The 21,211-nt window shown below is 51.2% G+C and carries 14 protein-coding genes; all 14 read left to right on the top strand.

The window, feature by feature from the left end; translation table 11 throughout:
* The first annotated feature begins 22 nt into the window (after window positions 1-22).
* The gene (locus DL346_RS23025) at window positions 23-2,728 is read left to right on the top strand and encodes an S-layer homology domain-containing protein (protein WP_112884744.1); all 2,706 of its coding nucleotides are present in this window, start codon (window positions 23-25) and stop codon (window positions 2,726-2,728) included.
* Between the two features lie 118 nt (window positions 2,729-2,846).
* Entirely contained in the window at window positions 2,847-5,333 is a 2,487-nt protein-coding gene (locus DL346_RS23020) for a hypothetical protein (protein WP_112884743.1), read from the top strand.
* 73 nt (window positions 5,334-5,406) lie between these two features.
* Complete coding sequence (locus DL346_RS23015) at window positions 5,407-5,955, top strand: hypothetical protein (protein WP_112884742.1); 549 nt, start codon at window positions 5,407-5,409, stop codon at window positions 5,953-5,955.
* Window positions 5,956-6,044: 89 nt separating this feature from the next.
* On the top strand, window positions 6,045-6,317 hold the full coding sequence (locus DL346_RS23010; RefSeq protein ID WP_112884741.1) for an alpha/beta-type small acid-soluble spore protein: 273 nt from the start codon (window positions 6,045-6,047) through the stop codon (window positions 6,315-6,317).
* A gap of 239 nt (window positions 6,318-6,556) precedes the next feature.
* Window positions 6,557-7,762, top strand: a complete 1,206-nt coding sequence (metK, locus tag DL346_RS23005) for a methionine adenosyltransferase (protein ID WP_112884740.1) — start codon at window positions 6,557-6,559, stop codon at window positions 7,760-7,762.
* Between the two features lie 137 nt (window positions 7,763-7,899).
* Window positions 7,900-12,324, top strand: coding sequence for an Ig-like domain-containing protein (locus DL346_RS23000; RefSeq protein ID WP_112884739.1), 4,425 nt, complete (start codon window positions 7,900-7,902; stop codon window positions 12,322-12,324).
* Between the two features lie 156 nt (window positions 12,325-12,480).
* A complete protein-coding gene (locus DL346_RS22995) occupies window positions 12,481-15,180 on the top strand; it encodes a stalk domain-containing protein (protein WP_112884738.1) in 2,700 nt (899 codons plus the stop codon).
* 71 nt (window positions 15,181-15,251) lie between these two features.
* The gene (locus DL346_RS22990) at window positions 15,252-16,412 is read left to right on the top strand and encodes a sensor histidine kinase (protein ID WP_112884737.1); all 1,161 of its coding nucleotides are present in this window, start codon (window positions 15,252-15,254) and stop codon (window positions 16,410-16,412) included.
* A gap of 6 nt (window positions 16,413-16,418) precedes the next feature.
* Window positions 16,419-17,147: a response regulator gene (locus DL346_RS22985; protein WP_112884736.1), complete on the top strand. Its 729-nt coding sequence runs from the start codon at window positions 16,419-16,421 to the stop codon at window positions 17,145-17,147.
* Window positions 17,148-17,302: 155 nt separating this feature from the next.
* On the top strand, window positions 17,303-17,932 hold the full coding sequence (locus DL346_RS22980; protein ID WP_112884735.1) for an RNA polymerase sigma factor: 630 nt from the start codon (window positions 17,303-17,305) through the stop codon (window positions 17,930-17,932).
* Window positions 17,929-18,441, top strand: coding sequence for an anti-sigma factor (locus DL346_RS22975; RefSeq protein WP_112884734.1), 513 nt, complete (start codon window positions 17,929-17,931; stop codon window positions 18,439-18,441). Before DL346_RS22980 ends, DL346_RS22975 begins: the two co-directional genes overlap by 4 nt.
* 204 nt (window positions 18,442-18,645) lie before the next feature.
* Complete coding sequence (locus DL346_RS22970; protein WP_240633376.1) at window positions 18,646-19,611, top strand: hypothetical protein; 966 nt, start codon at window positions 18,646-18,648, stop codon at window positions 19,609-19,611.
* Window positions 19,608-20,324 (top strand): LiaI-LiaF-like domain-containing protein, encoded by a 717-nt coding sequence (locus tag DL346_RS22965; protein ID WP_112884733.1) that lies wholly within the window; start codon window positions 19,608-19,610, stop codon window positions 20,322-20,324. The genes DL346_RS22970 and DL346_RS22965 overlap by 4 nt, the downstream gene beginning before the upstream one ends.
* Before the next feature lie 141 nt (window positions 20,325-20,465).
* Window positions 20,466-21,146 carry a hypothetical protein gene (locus DL346_RS22960; protein ID WP_112884732.1) on the top strand — a complete coding sequence of 227 codons (681 nt, stop codon included), beginning with the start codon at window positions 20,466-20,468 and terminating at the stop codon, window positions 21,144-21,146.
* Window positions 21,147-21,211: the final 65 nt, after the last annotated feature.

Here is a 21,211-nt window from a genome sequence, read left to right as displayed (position 1 = left end):
GTGAAAGGAGGTGAATCGGCCAATGAGAAAAACGAGCAATCTATATTCTATTAAACAAAACTCTCAAGAACCGAAGCAATTTAGAGGAGGAGAAAAAAAGGTTATGAAAAAAAGTTTATCTCTACTAGTAGCAGCTGCTATGACACTTTCCACAGCGTCCGTAGCATTCGCAGCTGATGCACAAGCAGAACTGACAACTCAACAAAAGTTCGACGCACTTAAAGCAGCAGGTGTTTTCAACGGTTTCCCGGACGGCTCTGCTGGTCTTGAAAAAGAAATGACTCGCGCTGAGTTCGCGAAAGTACTTACGAAGTTGACTGAGCTTGCAGAAAACTCCGCAGCTAACGTTTACTCCGACGTTGCTAAAACTCACTGGGCAGCTGGCTTCATCGGCGCTGCAACAGAAGCTGGCCTTCTGAACGGTCTTGGCGGCGGCAAATTCGGCCCATCCGGCAAAGTAACTATCGAGCAAATCGCTAAAGTTGCTGACCTGGTTGCAGGTATCGAGCCAGATGCTGACGGTACAGTAAGCGGCGTAGTTTCCCCTTGGGCTAAAGGTTTCGTAGCAGCTGCTATCGAAGCAGGTCTTCTTCCAGAACTTCCTACTTACAAAGTAAACGCTAAGCGCGGTCAACTGGTAGAAGTTGCATACGAGCTTGCTGAATCGCTTGGCGAACTGTCGGTTGTTAAAGCATCCCAAACAGGCGCGAAAGCAATCACTGTTGAGTTCAGCCGTGCTGTAACTGCAGAAGAGAAAGCAGCTACAACGTTCGAACTGAAAAACGGCCTTGTACCTTACGCTGTTACTGTTAAATTCGCAGATGACAACAAATCTGCTGCATTGACTTCCGCATTCCTGCCAGCTGGCGACTATACGCTGACTGTTAAGGGTCAAGACCCAATCACAGTTAAAGTGGTAGACGAAGTAGTAACGAAATTGGAAATTGGTGCAACAGTTCTTCAAAAAGCTGCTAACCAAGATCTGAAAGTAAAAGGTCTGAACCAATTCGGCGAAGAAGTTGCAAATGCAGTTGCTGATGCTAACATCACTGTATTCAACAGCAAACTGGGTTCGCTGACTGGCAACAAAATCGATCTTTCCGGCGCTGATATCGATTCCGCAGTTATCGTTACTGCATTCCACCCAGCAACTGGTCTGAGCGTTACTAAAACATTTAAAGTAGTAGATCCTGCATCCGCTACTAACATTAAACTGGGTACAGTAGTTCCGTTGAAAGACGAAACTCGTATCTCCGTTGGCAAAGCAGAAGGCTATGTTCTGCCATACACAATCGTAGACCAATATGGTCAAGCGGTTAAATTGTCCGGCGCTCCAGTAGTAGCTGGAAACAAAGTTACAATCAACGGAATCGACTTCGTAATCAGCGATACTGCAGTCGTAACTCCTGGTTCCTTCAAAGTGAACGCTGATGGCGTCCTGACATTCGGTACTGGCGCTAAAGCCGGCACTGTAGTAATCACTGCAGTTAACAGCAAAACTGGTGCAACTGCTTCGACAACAGTTAAAGTTGAAGCACTGCCAGCTCTGAAAACATTCCAAATCTCGCAACCAGGCGTACTGCTTGTAGCGAACGAAGCTATCAAATTCCCATATGCAGCAACTGATTCCTTCGGTGCAGCATATGCGCAAAAAGATGTTAAAGCAGCTACGGACGCATTGAATGATGCTGATCCAGCTACTAACTTCAACATCACATCTTCGAATCCAGCTGTTACAGTAGCTTACGGATTCGACGCGAAAACTGGTGAATTGAACCTTACGTTCACAGGTGCAGGTCAAACTACACTGTTCGTATGGATCAACAACCAAATCGCTTCCCAACTGAACCTGGATGTTAAAGCAGCTGCAACTCCAGTTAAAGTATTGGGTCTGAAATCCGGCGCAGCAACTTCTGTTGGTATCAACGGTGTAGCTGATCTTACAATCGATCAACTGAACGTAGTAGATAACTACGGCCGTGCAGTAACTAAATTGCCTACTGGTTGGGCTCTTAAAGTTGTCGAAGCAGCTGATGCTACTGCTGGCGTTGTTGACTATGCTGCTGGTAAAGTAACTGGTAAAGCTGAAGGTACTGAGAAACTGGCTATCAGCCTGACAAACGGTGGCGCTGACGTAGCTAACTCCGGTATCGAAACAACTTACACTACAGTTAAAGATGCTGACATCAAATCGTTCGCGATCGAAGCAATCGGTACACTGTACGGTGGTACTACTGGCCATGTTGCAGGCCACAATGCAACTGTAACTTTGGTCGGTAAAACTGCTTCCGGTGCTGTAATTGCAATCGACCAATCCCGCTTCTTCACAGCGATCACAAGCTCGGATCTGTCCGTAGCTACAGTAGCTGGAACAACTGTAACAGGTAAAGGCAAAGGTACTACTACAATCACTGTTTGGAACGGCGCTACTAAACAAGCTGAAGCAGCTGTAACAGTTAGCGATGCTGCTCCAGTGATCACTTCCGTAGCATTCGATCCAACAGAAATCGACTATGTTGCAGGTCTGAACGTTGCTGCTAAATTGGCTGTTAAAGACCAATATGGCGTAGCAATCGATAAAGATGGTGTGTTCGCATCGTCCGACAAAGCTAAAGCAACTGTTACTCAAGCAGGTGTTGTAACTAAAGTTGCTGGTGCAACTGGTTCCGTTACTATCTCGTTCGTATCCGTGAACGGTCTGGTTTCGACAATCGTTGTTAACCTGTAATAGTTTATAATTTCTCCAAAAGGACCCGGCATAAAGCCGGGTTCTTTTTTGTTTCTTACGAAACAAATTCTGCCCAAATAGCGTCTAATTAGGTAGAATGCTACAGGAGGAATGTAAATTGAGGAAATCCATCAAGACGTATAGCGTTGCTGCGCTAGCGGCAATTACGATTGCTGCTCAAACCATAAACATCATACCCGCGCAGACCGTATCTGCCGCGGCTGCACAAACGATTTCTTCTAAGGTTGTAAGACTAAGTTCGAACAGTACCTTGTCGATCAGAGATGCGCAATTTCTTATGCAAGAGAAGGGTAAAGTATTAGCGATTACGGTTACGATTACGAACAACGATAACAAAGAGCTGGACCTTCTCGATTATTGGTTGAAGATTAAGACGAAATCCGGACGTACGTTCAAAACAAACATGACGGAAGCGGATAAATCGAAATCAACCGTAGCTCCTAAATCTTCAGTGAACATTACATATTACTCCGTTATCGACATGGCTACGAAACTGACCGATTTGCAATTTCAAATTTTGAAATGGGATTTTTCTGCGGCTAATTATGAACGTACTTTAGGAGTAATTACTTACCCTAGTACGCAAAGCGATCGCGCGGCTCCATTTCAAGCCAAGACGATTTTATTTGGTAATACCAAGCTGCGTTCGGCAGTTAAACAAGTTTCGATCAGTCAGGACAGCACGAGCGCGTACATGACCGTTTCATTATTAGCCGAGAATGTTGGCTTCCAGACGACAGACTTGTCAAAGCTGTCACTCTTCCTTCAAACAGAGAGTCTGTCTATCTACAATGTGGATACGAGTCAAATCGCGAATGTCGTCGTTCAGCCGAAGGAACGCAAGATAGTTACGGTTACGGCATCGATTCCGCTTGTCAGTGCAAAGAAAGCGTTATCGCTCGTATTGGCTTCCAATGATGAAGCAAGCAAAGTCATGCTTCCGCTAGGTGCATTCGCTCTGCCTATTGTCAAACCGGGTGCGGCAACAGCTGTAAACCAATCCAAAACGATCTATTTAAGCGGAGAACCGATTTCCACCAAAATTGATTCTACGTACTCGGCTGTTAATGAAGACAACCGTGATGTAACGGTTTCGTATACGCTTACGAACAATGGCGTTGCTGCAATTACCGTACCTGGACTTGAAATGTCGATTAAAACAAAGGACAACGTTCAATATCCATTGACCTTTACGCCTGACGAAAAGAAGCTGCTTCCGAAAACAAGCAGAACCATTACTTTAACCGGCCAAGTACCAAATGCTGTTGATATGAACACCAGCCAGCTTATCGTGAGTACAGCTGCGACTGATAAAGGCAAAGGTTATGTACTCGGCAATTATGCGCTATCCGTTAAAAGTCAGGATGGCAACATTACAAAACCGTTCGATTATAATGGATATTCCATTAAAGTAAATCGAATAGAACGGACGCCGCTTGAGAATGATGACTTGCTTGTAGCGGACCTAACCATTACGAATAAAAGCACGATCAGCAAGTCCATTCCAAACTTAAGCGGATACTTTGTCGTAAATGGCGTTAAGGTAGATGCTGCACAAACCAAACAACAAGTCTTAGATAATGCGATCTCCATTGCTCCGGGAAGCTCATATAATATGGTTGTGTATACGAAGATCCCATATACGTCCACCATTGGAACCGTCAACTTTGTACTTACTGAAAAGGTGGACGCGAATAATGATAAATCGCTATATCAATTCACTAGCGGCGGAGTGAATGAAATTGTTTCAGTACCGCTTACTAGTAGTTATGAAATAACGAATACAGGTCATAAGTCGTCGGTGCGTGTGATTAAAAACGCGATATACGGCAGTGACAACAACAAGCTTTTTTATAGTGAAATCGAACTTACGAATAAAGAGGTTCGCTCAGCAGCTTCGGTTCAATTAGCAGGTTATTTGAAGAATGATAAAGGCGAAGTGCTAAAAGTTACTTTCTCAACTTCGAAAACAAAACTTTCACCGAGTGGAAAACAACTGATTTCCGGAACCGCTAAACTGCCGGCATCGTTCCAATCTTCCGCCTATACTCTATATCTGGGTCAGGCTATCAACCTAGGCGGAGACAATGAAAATGCAGAGCTAGGTCTAATTAAGCCGGTTGCATATGGTTTAGGTAATGGTATCACGGATTCGACCAAAACAGATTTCAATAATTTGACTGTTGGTGATTATACGCTTTCGTTCAGACAATTCAATGCATTCCTAAATGTATCTGGCGGGTTTGATGTATTAGGCATTAAATTGCAGCTTAATGCGGATGTGAAGCGAAATGGTATTTATGAAGATGTAACAGACGACCATAAGCTTATCATTGAGTTTGTAAACCAAGACAGCAATAAAGCAACCTATTCGAAAGTGTTGTCTTTTAAGACAGGCGAACAAGGAACAGTCGAATTAAGAGAAGGAACAGGAATGCCTGTCACAATCACCTTCGACGATCCAGACGTTCAAAACATTGTACAAAGCTACGAGAAGTACCGAATTAATATATATGATTCCATTCAAGACAATAAATTATTAATCGCTTCGAAAGAGCTGCGTTGGTTTACCCTCTCCGACTAAAAGGCTGGAGAATATTCTCATAATCTAGTATGCTAAAAGACAGTGATACTAGAATGAGAGGAGCATCCTGGAAATGAAGAAACAAGCGTTTCGCCTGACGGTTGCTGTTATTTGTATCGGAGCAGCCGTTTGGGTAGGAACACGTTGGTCCAGTGAGGCGGAAGATTCAGTCGTTCCCGGGTCGGTTAACGATCCTGTCGTGACTAAGAGCTACATTGATAAAAAGCTGGCCGAGTTGGGTAATCAAAGCGGAAGCGGCGGGCAAGGCGTTGATGAAAAGAAGCTGCAGGAAATGCTTGATGCTTTCCGTTCCGAATTGGAGCAGAGTGGCGGTGGTTCGCAGCAGGTGGTGGTTGTTACGGTCCCGGTGGGAAAACGGCTTATCGCTAAAGACGGAGCCGAGTTTATTGTACGGGCAGGCAAAGCGATGGCGTACAGTGCGGACAGCAATGGCATTTCGGATTTGACGGATGGCAAGGATATTAAGAATGGCAAAGCCGTACCGAATGATCATCTCATTCTGTTCCCGCGCGGCGGACGCGGCGTCACTGCACAGGTTGGGCAGAAGTCGGGGCTGACGGTACTGGTGCGCGGCGAATATGAGATCCAAGTACAGCCATAGTTTATTTTACCCGAACTGACAACAACTTAGCCGCTTCGAACCATGTGTCTAGGCACACACTATAAGCATCCCATCAGGAGGTGCTTATCATGTCGAGAAGTAATCGTAAGGTTGTTCCGGAATGTGCTCAAGCGCTTAATCAAATGAAGTATGAAATTGCAGCCGAGCTTGGCCTTATGACAGGCGGATTCAATGCTGGCGCAAGCGATACGGAATTTGCGGGAGAGCTTGGCGGTACTGGCGGCTCAAGCGGCGGGCAAGTCAATTGGTCGCAGCTCGCGACAAGAGACGTCGGTTTTGTTGGCGGCAATATGACGAGGCTGCTCGTACAGCGTGCCGAGCAAGTGCTTAAAGGACTGTAATCACGGCTTGCTTAACCATTGACACAAAGCGACAGATTCGGTATCATACTGTTTTAGAGAGTTATTCATGAGACCTTTTCCGATTTGCTTAGTCGGAAAAGGTTCATTTTTTGGAATCGAAACGTTGGGCATATATATAAGTTCCTTTGGGAAGTGGATTTTCTTTATAGAGTCCCAGCATTTTGTGCATTATATTCATCATACTTAGAATTTTGAAGGCTGTAGGAGGTTGAGATCAGATGTCACTTAAAGGACGTCACTTGTTCACGTCGGAATCGGTTACGGAAGGCCATCCCGACAAGATTTGCGATCAGATTTCAGACGCGGTATTGGATGCTTTTCTTGAAGTTGACCCGTATGCGCGCGTAGCGTGCGAAGTATCGGTAGCTACAGGTCTTGTACTTGTTATCGGTGAAATCAGCAGTAAAGCGGATTATGTCGATATTCCTGCAATCGTACGTAAGACGGTTAAAGAAATCGGCTACACGCGCGCGAAGTATGGCTTCGATTACAGCACTTGTGCGGTTCTTACGTCGCTTAACGAGCAATCCGCTGACATCGCGCAAGGCGTTAACGCTGCGCTTGAAACTCGTGAAGGCGTAGAAAACGTTCATCAAGAGAACCCGGATATCGGCGCTGGCGACCAAGGTCTGATGTTCGGTTTCGCATCGAACGAAACACCAGAGCTTATGCCGCTTCCAATCGCGCTTGCACACCGCATTTCCCGTCGTTTGTCGGAAGTGCGCAAGAACGGCACTCTCGAGTACCTTCGTCCTGACGGTAAAACGCAAGTTACAATCGAGTACATTGATGGCAAACCGAAGCGCGTTGACGCCATCGTTGTTTCGACACAGCATGCGGAAGAAGTTACGCTGGAGCAAATCCAAGCGGACATCCGCGAGCACGTTATCGCCCCTGTCGTTCCTTCGGAATGGCTGGATGAAGAAACGAAGTACTTTATTAACCCTACAGGCCGTTTCGTAATCGGCGGTCCTCAAGGCGATGCGGGTCTGACTGGCCGTAAAATCATCGTTGATACGTATGGCGGTTACGCTCGTCACGGCGGCGGTGCATTCTCCGGTAAGGATCCGACAAAAGTTGACCGTTCCGCAGCGTATGCAGCGCGTTATGTAGCGAAAAACATCGTTGCTGCAGGCCTTGCAGATAAATGCGAAATCCAGCTTGCTTACGCGATCGGCGTAGCAAATCCGGTTTCCATCAACGTGGACACTTACGGTACGGGTACAGTCGATGAGGAAGTACTTGTTGAAGTCATCAAGAACAACTTCGACCTTCGCCCAGCAGGCATTATCAAGATGCTTGACCTGCGTCGTCCTATCTACAGCAAAACGGCTGCTTACGGTCACTTCGGCCGTACGGACCTCGATGTTCCATGGGAACGCGTTGACAAAGCAGAGCAGTTGAAAGCTGACGCACAGCGCTAATAATCGACATTTAGTTCAAAACCGCTCCTGACAAGGAGCGGTTTTTTTCGTGCATATTTTACAAACGAAGCCTTCATTTCAACTCACTCCCAACCGAAAAATATAGTACATGTTTCATTAGTAGGGAGTGGGTACTGTTGGTCCTAAATCGAAGATGGATTTCTATCTTAGTTGCAGCACTATTATTCGTTCAATTCGCCGTTGGTGGATTCGCCGCCATTCCATCGAAAGTCTCGGCCGCCGCTGGCGGTCCGATCCTATCAAGTATTTCACCATCCAATCATGCTTCGAATGTAGCGGTGAACGGGAGGCTGATTATTGCCTTTGACGAAAACGTGAAGAAAGGCACGGGCTCCGCGACCATTCAAATTCGCAAGCAGATCGACAATCAACTGTTTGAGTCGTATGTGGTGGAAACCGACAATCGGGTTTCGGTCGGTTCAGGAACGAACCGAAATATCGTAACCATCTCGCCAAGCAGCAATTTTGCGTTGAATACGAGTTACTACGTCACGATTGATGCGGGAGCCTTCACAAACGATAACAATGCGAGCTACGCTGGGCTCACGAGCGCGGTAGGATGGGTATTTACGACCGTTTCCGCCATCGATAAGGCAGCCCCGGTGCTGTCGACCGGTCCGAATGCACTTCGGCCGGTTAACGGTTTGGCAGCCGATATAGGAACTGCGCTAACTATGGCATTTAGCGAACCGGTTTTTGCGGCAAGCGGCACGATTACCGTGACGAATATCAACCAGCCGGCAGATGTGCAATCCGTAAGCGTCAATTCGACTGGCGTGACGGGCAGCGGCAGCGCGAACGGTACGATTGTCGTCAATTTGCCGAGTACGCTGAAAGGGAACAGCACCTATGAGGTAGTCGTGCCGAACGGAGCTTTTCAGGACGCGGCCGGTAATGCTTTTGCAGGTATTGCCCCGAGTAGATGGCGATTTACGACTTCCTCGCCACCGCTGGGTGCGGCGGTTTTCGAGCCTGCCGATAATACGTTCGCCGTAAGCGTCTCTTCGAATTTTTATATTTCGTTCCCTGGCGCAGTCCGGGCAAATACGGGGTATATCCGCATCAACAAAATATCCGATAACAGCAACGTTCAAACGATCAGCGTCAATTCGGCCAGTGTAACAGTCGGCTCCAATGGGGTAGGCAGCTCGGTTGTCATTAATCCCACAAACGATCTGGCGCCGAATACAGGCTTCTATATTCTGATTGATCCAGGCGCTTTTGCCGATGCGTCGGATTCGACAAAGCAGTACCAAGGCATTACGGATGCGACGAGCTGGAATTTCTTCACCGATCCGGGCAACGATGCGACGCCGCCAGTGCTGCTCGCCGAACGCAAGCCATCAAGCGTGCAAACCACAACGGCCGTGAATTTGGAAATGAATTTCAGTGAACCGGTCTATCCGGGCACAGGCAGCATCACCATTCGTTACGCGGCGACCGATGCCGTATTTACGACCATTCCTGTAACATCCTCTAATGTAAGCGGGGGCGGAACGGCGAAGATTGTCGTAACGGACGGCAGCAGAAGCTACACGAACAACCAGAGCTACTACGTGGAAATCGGCGGACAAGCGTTTTCCGATTCGAAAGGGAACAATTTTGCCGGACTGTCCGGTCCGAATGCATGGCGATTCACGGTCACGCAGGATAACGTGAAGCCGACGATCGTCACGCAATCGCCTGGCAACGCGGCAGTGGATATTCCGGCTCTTGGGGCGGATTTCGAGGCTGTATTCAGTGAACCGATCGCACTTGCTTCAAGCGATCCGGAAGCCATTGTGGTCAAGCGGGTATCCGGAGGCGCAGCCTCAGCGGTTTCGACTTCGTTCATCGTCGACCCTGATAACAACAGGAAGCTATTGATATCTGTAAACGGTGAACTAGCTGTTTATACGAATTACTATGTCGAAATCGCACAAGGGGCCATCACCGATTTGGCCGGCAATGCCTTCGACGGCATTCTGAATCAATATCAATGGACGTTCCGGACCGCGCTTAATTCCGGCGGCGCTCCTGCAGTGACGAAGGCGGAGCTGCAATCCGGCACGCAAATTAAGCTCACCTTCAACAAAGGGCTGAACGAAAGCGCAAGCGCGACGCCCTATCCGGCCAACTTCTACGTAACGGCAGGCGGGGCTTCGAGGGCGGTAACAAGCGTGCAAGTTGATGGCCAAGCCGTGACGCTTACGCTGCTAAGCAGTGTCGCGAATGGGCAAATCATCAAGGTTTCCTACTCGCCAGGCACGAAACCGCTTAAGGATCTGTCCGGCATGCCGGTCGCGGACTTCTCCAATCTGGATGTGGCAAACGCGCCTGATACGGTTGCGCCTAGGCTGCTTAGCGGTACGGTCGCCGGCAATATGATTATTTTGACCTTTAGCGAAGAGCTGTCTGCGATCCATGCTAGCGCATATTTTCAATTTACGGTTAGCGTTGACGGTACGAACCGTACGGTTACTCAGCTAAGCGGGGGAGGAGCCTCCGCATTCCTGACGTTTAGCGGGAGCCCGGCCATAGAAGGGCAGACCGTAAGACTGTCCTATTCGAGCTCCTCGTTCCCGCTGCGAGATATGGCGAATAATGAGCTCACGTCATTTAGCTCCTTCTCGATTCAGAACGGTTCGGATGCGCTGGCGCCCGTGCTGCAAAGCGTTACGGCGTTAGCTTCGACCGTGGCGCTGAACTATAACGAAATGCTTAAGCAGGCGCCGGCTCCGCCAGTGACCGCCTACTACGTTACGGTAAACGGAGCGGCTAGACCGGTTACTTCCGTTACAATCAGTGGCTCGCAAGTTATTTTAAGGCTGTCGTCCGCAGTCGCTTCAAGCGATATCGTGCTTGTTTCTTATTTTGGCGGCTCGTCGGCCATTGCCGACGTCAGCGGCAATGCTGCTCTTATCTTTAGCAGCATGCCGGCAAACGGAAGCGGGGCGACGACGCTAGCGTTGAATGGCATCGTGGCAAAAGGCAGCGAAGTAACGATAACGTTCGCAGAAGCGCTAAACAAGGCGTACCTGCCAGGTACCTCACAGTTTAGCGTCAAAGTGAATAACGTCTCGCGTCCTATCGCTACGGCAGTCATTAAAGGCGCTTCGATCGTACTTAGCTTATATACGCCTATTGGCGTCGGCGACTCCGTCAAGGCTAGCTACAGCAGTACGGGAATTGCAATTCGTTCCGTATCCGGGGCAGAGGCGGCAGCCTTCACCGATTCCAACGCTGCTAACCAGACGACTTGGGAGGATTCCGCAGACGGTGATTTCACAGCGTCGGCAGGCGGCGGTTTGGAGATCAAAGTTTCGGGCGCGACCACGACCTCAGTCGTATCTCCGGCGGGAGCGGCAGTGAATCAATTTGCGCTTACTTCCGAAAAAGTGACGGCAGCCTTTAGCGCCATTCGCAAAGCAGGAGGTACGGTACCTCGCGTTGTCTTCACCGTACCGGATATGGAGAAGGCGGCAGTAGTCGCGCTTCCGCTCGGAACGATGGAAGCGGCGAGGAAGGCGACCTCCAACGCATCCATCGCGATTGCATACAAGTCGGTTACGTTTGAAATCCCGCTTAGCGCATTGAACTACACGCAGTTAGGGCAAATGATGAATGCGGCAAGCGCAGTCGGTCAGTTGATCGTTTCCATCGATACGAATGCCGGAACGCTTGCGACGACGCTCATCACCCAGCTGAACGGGACGAATGCGCAAACGCTCGTAAATCCCGTAAGCATTCAGCTTGCTGTATCCAGCTACGGACAGACGAAAACGATCGAATCGCTCAATGGTCATGTAACAACATCGGTCAAAACGTCCGCCGTACTGAGCGGCAAGCAGACGGCAGCTGTGTGGCTGGATCCGGAAACGGGCAAGATCTCCTATGTCCCGACGCAAGTGACGAATACAAGCGGCCAGTCCGTTATTACCTTCAAGCGCAAAAGCGCTAATGGCGTCTATGCAGTCGTGCGAGGAGCGGCAGCCTACACCGACTTGAATAAGCATTGGGCACGCAGTGACGTGCTTCTGCTAGCGAATAAATTTATCGTAGAAGGCAGAACGCTGACAGAATTCGCGCCGAACAGTGCCATTACGCGCGGCGAGTTCGCGATGTTTATTGCGAAAGGTCTTGGCCTTGACGGCGAACGCTTGGCGGCGGGCAAGTTCAGAGATGTGAACACCGCAACGGCGCTGGCAGCTTATATCGGAGCGGCAAGCAAGGCAGGAATCGTAACGGGGCTGGTGGACGGCACCTTCAGGCCCAACAGTCCGATTACCCGAGAAGAAATGGCGGCGATGATGGTACGCGCGGCTAGCGCGGCCGGCGTGAATATCGTGCCGAAGCAATCGACCGCCGAGCTGCTGAAGCGGTTCAAGGACCGGGGGGGAATTGCCGCATGGACGCAAAGCAACGTCGCTAAAGGGGTAGACGCCGGCATCATCGGCGGAATGACGGCGAACACCTTCGGTCCGAAGAACAAAGCCACCCGGGCAGAGGCTGCGGTCATGATTAAGCGTCTTCTGAGCTATGTGGAATATATCGATATCTAAACCTAGGACAAGCTATCCGGTCGGGAGACTTGGATAGCTTTTTTTTGTCGGAAAAACGAGATTGATAGGACTCTTCTATCAGACGTAACTTTTCTAGTAGTTTCATAGTCTAACCATCATAGAACCAAATTTTGTGATGGGAGAGTTGCTAGAGTAATGCGAGGATTTGAAGAGAAGAAACCGGTCTTTGCCGGCAAGCAATTGTTAACGTTGACGCTCGGGGCCGCGCTGTTGGCGCAGCCAGTTTCGACAATTGTATGGCCTGCGGCGCCTGTGGCGGCGGCTGCCGGCGAGACGGTTACCCCTGTCGTGCAGCAGCAGCTGGTTAAAGTATTTGAAGAGATGATTACCGCAGGCGCGAAACGCGTCGATTATACTTGGTCGAACAAACTGGGAGAAGGCGCAACGATTTCCCGTGTCCACGTCATTGAAATCGACCTCACGAACCCTTACGTCAAGTTGGATGTCATGAACGGCAAGCCGGGCTCGGTTTCTGGTGTCGGCTCAGTGGGTAATATGGTGGAGAACACCGGTGCGGTGGCCGGCATCAATGGTGACTATTTTAACACGGCAGGCGGCAAAGGCAGCCCGATCGGCGCCGAAGTGACTGGCGGAACGCTAGTGTCGAGTCCATCGAAGCTGACGGGCATGTATGCTTTCGCCGTCACGGCGGACCGGAAGCCGGTCATCGACATGTATAGCTTCGAAGGCGCCGTAACGGCAGGCGACGGCTCGACATTCTCGCTGTCCGGCATCAATAAGGCGGCATACAAAACGGAGCCGGACAATGGATTCAGCCATGCCAATGCGATGTATATCTATACTAGCGCCTGGACGCAGTCGCGCCCGGATGTGGCGGATAGCTCCACAACGCCGACGGAGGTGCTGGTGCAGAACGGCATTGTCATGCAGATCGCGGAAAATGCAATGATTCCGGGTACGGCTCCCGTAGACGGCTACATTTTGCGGACGCATGGCAAAGCGGCTCAATATGTCAGGGATCATCTGCAGGTCGGTCAGGCGGTAAATGCAACCTATAACCTGGTCTCGCAATCGACCGGGCAGAAGGTAGACCCTTCTTCGCTGCAAATGCTGATCGGCGGCCATACGATTCTTGTCGACCAAGGTAAAGCGGCTACATACTCCCGTAATCCTAGCAGCATCAGTCCGAGCACAGACCGCGCGCGTACGGCGGTCGGCTACTCCATGGACGGTACGAAGGCACTCCTGATTACCGTTGAGGACAGCGGAAGCAGCCAAGGCGTGACTCTGCCCGAGCTGCAGCAGCTTATGGTGCAGCTTGGCGTTTGGAAGGGCGTAAACCTGGACGGCGGCGGCTCGACGACGATGATTGCCCGCCCGCTGGGCGAAACGGGCACAGAGCTGGCATTCCCGACGGAATACGGCGATACGCAGCGCCTAGTGACGAACGGTATCGGCGTGTTCTCGACGGCGCCGCAGGGCCAATTGAAAGGCATTAAAGCAAGCGGAAGCAGCGTGCTGTTCCTAGGTCAGCAAGCTTCGTATACGATGAAAGCCTATGACACGTACTATAATCCGGTAGACCCAGGCTCGCTGGCTCCTGTCTGGAGGGCCGAGAGCGCGCTTGGCACCTTTGCCGGCAACACCTTTACTGCGACGAAAGCCGGGAAGACGTCCATCACCGTGAAATCCGGCACGATCAGCGATAAGCTGAACATTGAAGTAATCGGCGGCGATTCGATCGCATCCATGAACGTAGATGCAAGCTCGCTCGTGCTAGAGAGCGGAAAGTCCATATCCGTACCGGTTCGCGTGACGCTGAAGGACGGCCGTCAATTGACCGTTCCGGCTTCTTCTCTTAAATGGGAAATGAAGGGCTTCACAGGCACCTGGAGCGGAGACACGCTGACCATCGGAGCCGTGAATCCTTCTGCGCAAGCGGGCTATCTCATTGCCCGTTATGATGGATTTTCCTCCATGGCGGCACTAGCAGCCGGATCCGACAAAAAATTTGAAGATTTTTCTGGGAATACCTACCCAATTTCGTTCCAAGGTACGAATGGTGTAGTAGGAACATCTACCGTAGCCTCGGGACTACCGGGCGAGAATACAACGAATGTCCTGCAATTGCAGTATGATTTTACCGGAGGATCCGGCACGAAGGCGGCTTATGCGGTACTGAACGGCACCGGCCGCCAGGTGGAAGGCAATCCTTCGGCAATGAATGTCGATGTGATGGGTGACGGCAGCTTGAACTGGGTCCGCGCCGAATTCATCGACAGCAAAGGCGCTGCCCATCTGGTGACGCTGGCGAAGCAGGTGGATTGGGTCGGCTGGAAGCAGATTAAGGTCAATCTGCCTGCTGATAAAATGGCTTACCCGGTGAAGCTGAAACGGCTGTATGTTGCCTCCCTGGAGGACGGCCAGGATGAGCGTGCGCTAACCGGCCTGCTCGCTTGGGATAACATTTCGTTCCAGTATCCGGCTGTGATTGCCGAACCGAAACGTCCGACGATCGAGCTGAAAATCGGCTCCAAGTCGGCCAAGGTAGATGGACAGCTTTACAAGATGGATGTTACACCGCTGCTGCTGAACGGTACGACGTACCTGCCTCTTCGTTTCGTAACGGAAGCGATGGGCGCGCAGATCGGCTGGGAGCCTACAATGAAACGCGTTTCCGTGCTGCGCGGCGACAAGCTGCTGGAAATGTGGGTGGGGCGGAAGGACTTCTTGTTGACCGGCGTTCGGAAGCAATCCGAGGTTGCGCCGATTACGAGAAGCGGCCGTACGTTAGTTCCGATTCGGCTCGTTTCTGAACAATTAGGCCTACAAGTCAACTGGAATGGGAAATTGGGCACGATTACCGTTCAATGAGATAGTCGCCTAGGGCCGGTTATGTGATATGATAGGTTCAGTATAACTTGCAGAAAGTGGGCCGAGGTATCGTGGATTATCGCATAAACGACATCGATCGCGTGATCAAGAACGCGGTTTCGGTGATGGAGGACAGCAAATATCAAATCTTTGAGATTTGCGAGTCCGCGCGAAAAGAAATGTTCTCTCTCGGTCAGGAACTCAACCAAGTGCTTGCTGAAGCTGCGGCGATTATCGATAAAGTCGATAAGCTGGAGCTGGATTACCGCCGGGCGCGGATCCGCTTAACGGAAGTAAGCCGCGATTTTGTCCGCTACAAGGAAGAGGACATTAAAGCGGCTTACGAAAAAGCGACGCAGCTGCAGCTCGATCTCATGGTTTTCCGGGAGAAAGAGACGTATTTGAAAGCCCGCCGGGATGATTTGCAGAAGCGGGTGCGGAATGTGGAGAAATCGATCGATCGAGCGGAATCGATCGCCTCGCAAATCAACGTCGTGCTAGAGTACCTCGCAGGAGATTTAAACCAGGTGACCCGCATTTTGGAATCGGCCAAGAACAGGCAGCAAATCGGCTTGAAAATTATTTTGGCCCAGGAAGAAGAGCGCAAACGGATCGCTAGAGAGATTCACGACGGTCCTGCTCAGTCCCTAGCGAATTTAGTGCTAAGGACGGAAATCGCGGAAAGAATGCTCGTGAAGCAGGAATTTCAAATTGTGCAAGAAGAATTAGTAGATCTAAAGAGTCAGGTGCGATCCGGGATCGAGGAAATCCGCAAAATCATTTTCAATCTGCGACCAATGGCATTGGATGATTTGGGACTTGTACCTACCCTGCGTAAATATATTCAGGATTTTGAAGAGAAAAGCAAAATCCGGGCGATGTTCGAAACCGTCGGCAAGGAGTTCCGGCTGCCATCGGCCATGGAGGCCGGCATATACCGGATGGTCCAGGAAGCGTTCAGCAATGCGTTTAAACATGCCGATCCAACCTTTGTTATATTGGAACTTACCTATCAAGCCCAAATGGTCAAGATCGTCGTAAAAGATAACGGTGTCGGTTTTCATGTGGATCAAATGGAAGCCCGCGTTAAAAACAGCACGCACTTTGGCCTCATTGGAATGCGGGAACGCGTGGAGCTGCTCGAAGGAAGGATGGAGATCGAATCAGCGATCGGTCAAGGCACGAAATTAACCATTCATATTCCCATTACTGCGGAACTACGAAAGGAGTAATTGACGATGGAAACAAAAACTGCTAACGGCAAACGAAAGATAAGAGTATTAATCGCCGACGATCATCAGCTGTTTCGCGAAGGCCTGAAGAGGATTCTGAATATGGAAGATGATCTGGAAGTCATCGGAGAGTGCAACGACGGTATTCAGGTGCTTGAATTCTGCAACGAGAACAAGCCGGAAATCGTCCTTATGGATATTAATATGCCGGTTGAGAACGGCGTCGTGGCGACGGAACGTCTGCGCGATATTTTCCCGGAAGTCAAAGTCATTATTCTATCCATTCATGACGATGAGAGCTACGTATTCGAAACGCTCCGCAAAGGGGCAAGCGGCTACCTGCTGAAGGACATGGAAGCAGAGGCGCTCGCGAATGCGATTCGTTCGGTCGTAAACGGGTACGCTTACATACATCCGAAAGTAACGGGCAAGCTGATCAATCAGCTTCGCCGCATGACATATCTTGATGAAATTGGCGCAACCTCCGGTGCGGCGGCAACGCGCGAAGCCGGCGTCAAGTTCATCCCGAGCGAGAACAATCCGCTCACGCGCCGCGAGGCGGAGGTGCTCCGTCTGATGGCCGAAGGCAAGAGCAACAAGATGATCGGCGAATTCCTGTTTATTAGCGAGAAAACGGTCAAAAACCATGTCAGCAGCATATTGCAGAAGATGGAAGTGGATGACCGCACGCAGGCCGTTATTAATTCCATTAAATTCGGTTGGGTTACGCTTTAATATACATATTGACGAGAGAAGCTTCTGCTTTGTTGCAGAAGCTTCTTTTTTAGTTGGCTTGCTATGGTACGATTGGACAAGATAAAAAAATGATTCGCTTAGTGCAGGGGTAAGCGGGGGCAGAAGCGTCTAGTAAGTAGAGGGGAGGGAGAGAGATTCGGGACGAAGCGTTAATTACACAGATTAAACAAGGAAATCGCGAGGCGTACGGGGAACTGGTTGCGCTGTACCGGGATGAACTGTACCGGCTTATCTGGAGCGTGCTGCGCGATTCGGGCGATGCGGAGGATACGCTGCAGGAGACGTTCGTGCGGATTTATCTCTCCCTTCCGAGCTACCGCGGCGAAGGCTTCAAAACATGGGCAGCACGCATAGCCATGAATCTCGCAATCGACTGCCGAAGGCGCAATACCCGTAAGGAGGCGCTGCTGCAGCGCGCCGGCCAAGAGGCATTGTCCCAGGGCGAAGCGGCGGCGCAGACATGGAGCAAAGCGGCGGCAAGCGCCGAGCGGCAAGGAGCAAAGGGGCCGGCGGAAGCTGCAGCGGGCCATGCGCCGCCGGCGGAAATCGTGGCGCTCAGGCGGGACCGCATTCGGCGCGTGCGCGCGATGGTCAGTACCCTTCCGGAGGGGTATCGCCGCGTCGTTCGTTCTTATTTTCTCGAGGAACGGCCGCATAAGGAAATTGCCGAGCTGGAGCAGCTGCAGGTGAAGAGCGTGGAGTCGAAGCTTTACCGGGCGAGACAATGGATGCGCAAGCATTGGAAGGAGGAGGATTTGGAATGAATCATCGGGACGAGAGGTTCTGGCGCATGTACGCGCAAGGGATGCTTGGCGAAACGGAGCGGCTGGAGGCCGAAGAGCATTTGGCGGCTTGCGGCGGCTGTCTGGAGCGGTATATGGAGCTTCTGATGGGCGTGGAAGAGATCGAGCCGCTTGGCGGCGATGCGGCGGACGCCGTTACGGCGCGCGTTATGGCGGCTATTGCCGAGCTGGAGCCATTTGAAATGGCCGCAGGACCGAACGAGGACGGCCAAATGTCTCCTCCTACGGACAACGCAGCAGCGCGCCGGAAGCCGGTAAAACGAAGCAGCCGCAAGCAAACGATGATCCATTATCTGATTGCGGTAAGCGTGATGCTCGTGCTGATGTCGACTGGGGTATTTCAGCGCATAGCCGAGCAGCCGCAGCATTGGGAGGAGCATCAAGTCAGCAAGAGAGAATCGGTTACGACCTCCATTATGGAGCGGACCGCTGCGGTAATCGACGCCATTGTCGAGAAGCCGAATAAATAGATGGCGCAATATAACGGAAAGCGAGATGATGGTATGGTTAAAAGTCCAGTGGCAACGCTGTTCTTGGGCTTTCTGCCGGGAGCCGGACATTTTAAAGCCGGGCGTGGCTGGCGCGGGTTCTTGTATTTGTTTTTATTCTGTTTCTTTTTTATTGTCGCGGTAATAGCGGGGTCTAGCGATAGTGAAGAGGGTTTTGTCCTGTTTATGTTCTTCACTTTCGCTACGTGGGCGATTAATATGCTGGATTTGATCATTTATCTGATTCGGCACAGCGGTGCGAAGGAGATTCATATTCCGGCGCCTGCTTTAGGCCAAGTCGTCTATGGCCCGCAGCCGCTGGACCTGCCGGAGTATCGGACTACCGCCGTGCCGCAAGAGACTCAGAATCATTCCAGCGAACGGTTTTACACGATTCTGCTGTCTTTTATTCCGGGCCTGGGGCATCTGCAGCTCGGACTGATGCAGCGGGGGCTTAATCTGATGATCGGGTTCTTCGGTCTGCTTGCGATGATCATCTTCGTTGCGGTGCTTGCGGATCAGCCTGGCTTTCTGACCTTCCTGCTGGCGCTGCCGATTATTTGGCTCTTCGGCATGTTCGATGCGATTCGCCATGTGGGGTTGAAGCAGGCCGGCGAAACGCTGCATGACCGCTCGATTCTCGACGATTGGGAGGATCACCGCCAAGGCGGCAAGCGCAGCAAATGGCTCTCCACGGTGTTGTCGATCCTTCCCGGAGCAGGGCATATGTATCTGGGCTTGCAAAAAAGAGGGCTTCAGCTCATGGCCGGCTTTCTGCTCTCGATCTATCTGCTGGACGTCCTGCAGCTGTCGCTTTTTCTGTTCATGGTGCCGCTTCTGTGGTGCTTCTCGTTCTTCGATGCGCTGCAGCAGCAGTCGCGCCTGAATAACGGAGACGGCCAGCTGGAGGATGTACCGATCGTCGATTGGCTGATTCACCGGCAGAAGTGGCTCGGCATTGGACTGGTCGCTCTGGGACTCTACTATATCGCAGACCGGCTGCTGCTCGAATATGTACAGCGGATATGGGCTGATTGGCAATTGACTTATGAAATCCGTTATTATTTCAAAACCGGCCTGACGGCGCTGCTCCTGATCGGAGCGGGTATTAAGCTGCTGTCCGGAAACAAAAAGGCGGTGAAGCCGGAATGAGACAGTGGCGTGTCGGGACATGGTCAATGGGAACGGCGCTGATCGCGATGGGCGTTCTGCTGCTTGCCGTGCAGTTTGGCGGCATTAGCTGGCTGGATCAAGGCATGGTGTGGTGGCCGCTGCTTTTTGTTCTGATTGGCGTTGAAATCGTCATTTATTTATGGCGAAGCAAAACGGAGCAGCCTGTGCTGCGTTACGATCTGTTCAGCATCATTATCGTTGCGCTGCTGGGCGGCTGCTGTCTCATCTTCACGTCCGTCAGCGCTACGGGGCTCATGGACGAGATCCGCGGCGCGATCGGTTCGAAGGAAGTGCGCGTGGAGGCGGCGCAAGTTTCGGAGGAGGTCGGCGCGGCCGTGAAGCGGATTGTCGTGCAAGGCGAGAACTATTGGAACGGCTCGCTGCTGATCGATGCGGACAGCAGCGGATCGAACCAGGTGCAAGCATTCGGCGCGTGCCGCTATGACATCGGACGGGATGAGAAAGCGCCTGCCTTGCTGGATTTGGTTGACACGCATATGGCGGGCGATGCTTTGTATGTGACGGTCAAGCAGCCGGTGGAGCAGGGACCGGGAGCTTTTGCGGCCTCGTCGCCATCTTGCCAGCTCACGGTTGTGCTGCCGAGCGAGAAGAAGGTCGAGCTGACGCAGAGCGTTCGCGGATTTATGCCTCATGACCGGAAGCTGCCGGCAGGCTGGCGAATGGTATTGTAGACGGATATTTAAATAAGCTTTGCTCCGTTGGAGCAAGGCTTTTTTTTGTGCGGATGCACCAATTTTGCGACTTGTCCGTGAATGTCCGTCACCCCTGGGCGCTTTACGGCATATGATGTCACAAAAAAGGAGGTGGCTGCCTTGATTCCAGTCCTATTTTGGATCTTCGGTTGTTACGCCTTGGCTGCGGCTGCCGTGCATGCCGTATCCGCCCTAACCTGGCGGAGGGAGCGTCTTGTGAAGCATTACGTCCTGGTCGCCGGTAACCATCAGCTCCAGATGGAATGGTATATGCGCTCGCTTCGGCGCTTTTCTCATTTTACGGGCACAGAAGTGAAAGTGACTGTCGTGGACCGCGGCTCAGAGGATGAAACGATGAGTATTGCGCGGTGCTTTGCTAGACACGGAATGGATGTCCATTTTCACTCCTCTGCCACGCCAAATGAGCAAAGCCGCTTGCCGGAAACGCTGAGCAGACCGGCTTCGGTCAAAGCTCATGAAGCGGCGGGAGGACAGAGCGGTAAAGGCTTGGAAGGGCACATTAACGGGCAAGAAGGACAAAAGGAAGACGCGGGCGGCTTAAGCAGAAAAGTTCATGCACACGGACCATCTGAGAGCAGTCCCACAAAATGGCATCGCTTTCGCGCGAAGCTGTGGAAGTCAGGAGAAAGGCGCCCCTCAGCGCGTTCGGGAAAGTCAAAGAAGCTTGATCCGACGAATCTGCTGTGGATGCTTCAAGCAGAAGGCATTGTTTCGGTGAAGGACCACACGGTGCTGGTCGATTTGCAAAACCCGGATGATTTGTCGAAGCTGCCGTTCTAGACGGCTGGATGATGTGGTGTTGAGCGCAACCAAAGAGTGGAAGTAATTGTAAAATGGAGTTGGGC

The sequence above is a fragment of the Paenibacillus montanisoli genome, from assembly GCF_003268025.1.
Taxonomy (GTDB): domain Bacteria; phylum Bacillota; class Bacilli; order Paenibacillales; family Paenibacillaceae; genus Paenibacillus_Z; species Paenibacillus_Z montanisoli.
The sequence above is the reverse complement of the archived record's forward strand: the minus strand, read 5'-3'. Positions and strand labels throughout refer to the sequence as shown.